This is a genomic window from Flavobacterium sp. CYK-55 (assembly GCF_018413465.1).
GTDB lineage: Bacteria > Bacteroidota > Bacteroidia > Flavobacteriales > Flavobacteriaceae > Flavobacterium.
In genome coordinates this window covers 1-510 of the sequence record NZ_JAHCDK010000036.1, presented here as the reverse complement: position 1 = coordinate 510, position 510 = coordinate 1, and the positions used below count along the sequence as shown (strand labels likewise).

Sequence of the window (510 nt, the reverse complement as noted above, 5' to 3'; positions counted from 1 at the left end):
GATAAGCTTTTACATCATATACGTTAATCGCAGTAGCAGTTTGTCTTGTAGCAGCTGGTGAAACAGTGATGTCACAAGTTTGTGTACCTTGAACGTAGCTTGAGTTGTACAATACATCAACACGGATGGTATAAGTAACACCCGGTTGAGCACCACCTGGCAAGTTCATTAAGCTGAATACACTGTTTGGCGTAGTGTACTCTCTTGAAGTAGCAGGTGAAGTTGAAGTAACTACGAATTTATATCCTTGAGCTCCGATTACTTGCTGAGCAAAGATTGAAGTCCAAAGACGAGTAATAGTAGTTCCACAAGCAGGGTTAACCACTCTTGAAGTAGCCGGATTAGCCGGAGTTGTAATGGTGCAAACTGATCCGTACTCTGTGTCTGGTCTCCAAGTTGAACCGAATCTCAACAATACATCGATAGTATAAGTAGTACCGAATGAAATGTTTTGGATTCCAAGGTTAGTCAAGCTAAATCTGTTTACAGATGAATCATAAGTACCTACCA

At 41.0% G+C, this 510-nt stretch carries 1 protein-coding gene; it reads right to left on the bottom strand.

What is annotated here, in order from left to right; all coding sequences use genetic code 11:
- Window positions 1-510 (bottom strand): hypothetical protein (locus tag KIH23_RS13615; protein ID WP_213214049.1); only part of this gene is annotated, 510 nt, incomplete at both ends.